At 76.5% G+C, this 557-nt stretch carries 1 protein-coding gene; it reads right to left on the bottom strand.

Translation table 11 applies throughout. The features are described 5' to 3' along the window. On the bottom strand, positions 1-557 hold a 557-nt coding region (locus O3Q52_RS53960; RefSeq protein ID WP_269655655.1), incomplete at both ends, for an amidohydrolase family protein.

Genomic DNA, 557 nt, shown 5'->3' with positions numbered 1-557 from the left:
GTGCTCGGCGTCGGTGTACGGCTGGTGGAGGCAGGCCGTGTGCGGGCCGGGGGCGCCGTCCACGAAGAGGTCACCCGCGGCGCCGACCGCTCCCAGCGCCCGGGCCCTCGCCACGCCCTCCTCCGCCTGTTCGGCCCAGTAGCCGACGGCCCGGGGCCCGACCTCCTCCGCGGCGAGCCTCAGCAGCCCGGTGAAGTCGTCCTCGGAGGAGATCTCCGGGCCCGCGCACTCGTGGACGGAGCCGATGCCGAGCGAGGCCGCGTGCTTCAGCGCGGCGCGCTGGGCCTCGGTGCGCTGCTCGGGGGTCACGGCTGCGAACGCGGCGGCGCGTACGGCGTGATGGGCGTCGCGGGTCAGCGGTTCGCCGTCCTCGAAGCCGGCCGCCCGGCGTACGCCCGGCGCCATGTCCAGCAGTGCCGTGGTGACGACGGCCGAGTGGACGTCGATCCGGCTGAGGTAGAGCGGGCGGCCGCCGGTGACCTCGTCCAGCTCGTCCCGCCACGGATGCCGCCGCTCGGGCCAGCGTGACGCGTCCCAGCCGTGGCCGAGGAGCACCC

It is taken from the genome of Streptomyces sp. ActVer (assembly GCF_027270795.1).
GTDB classification, from domain to species: Bacteria; Actinomycetota; Actinomycetes; order Streptomycetales; family Streptomycetaceae; genus Streptomyces; species Streptomyces umbrinus_A.
The sequence above is the reverse complement of the archived record's forward strand: the minus strand, read 5'-3'. Positions and strand labels throughout refer to the sequence as shown.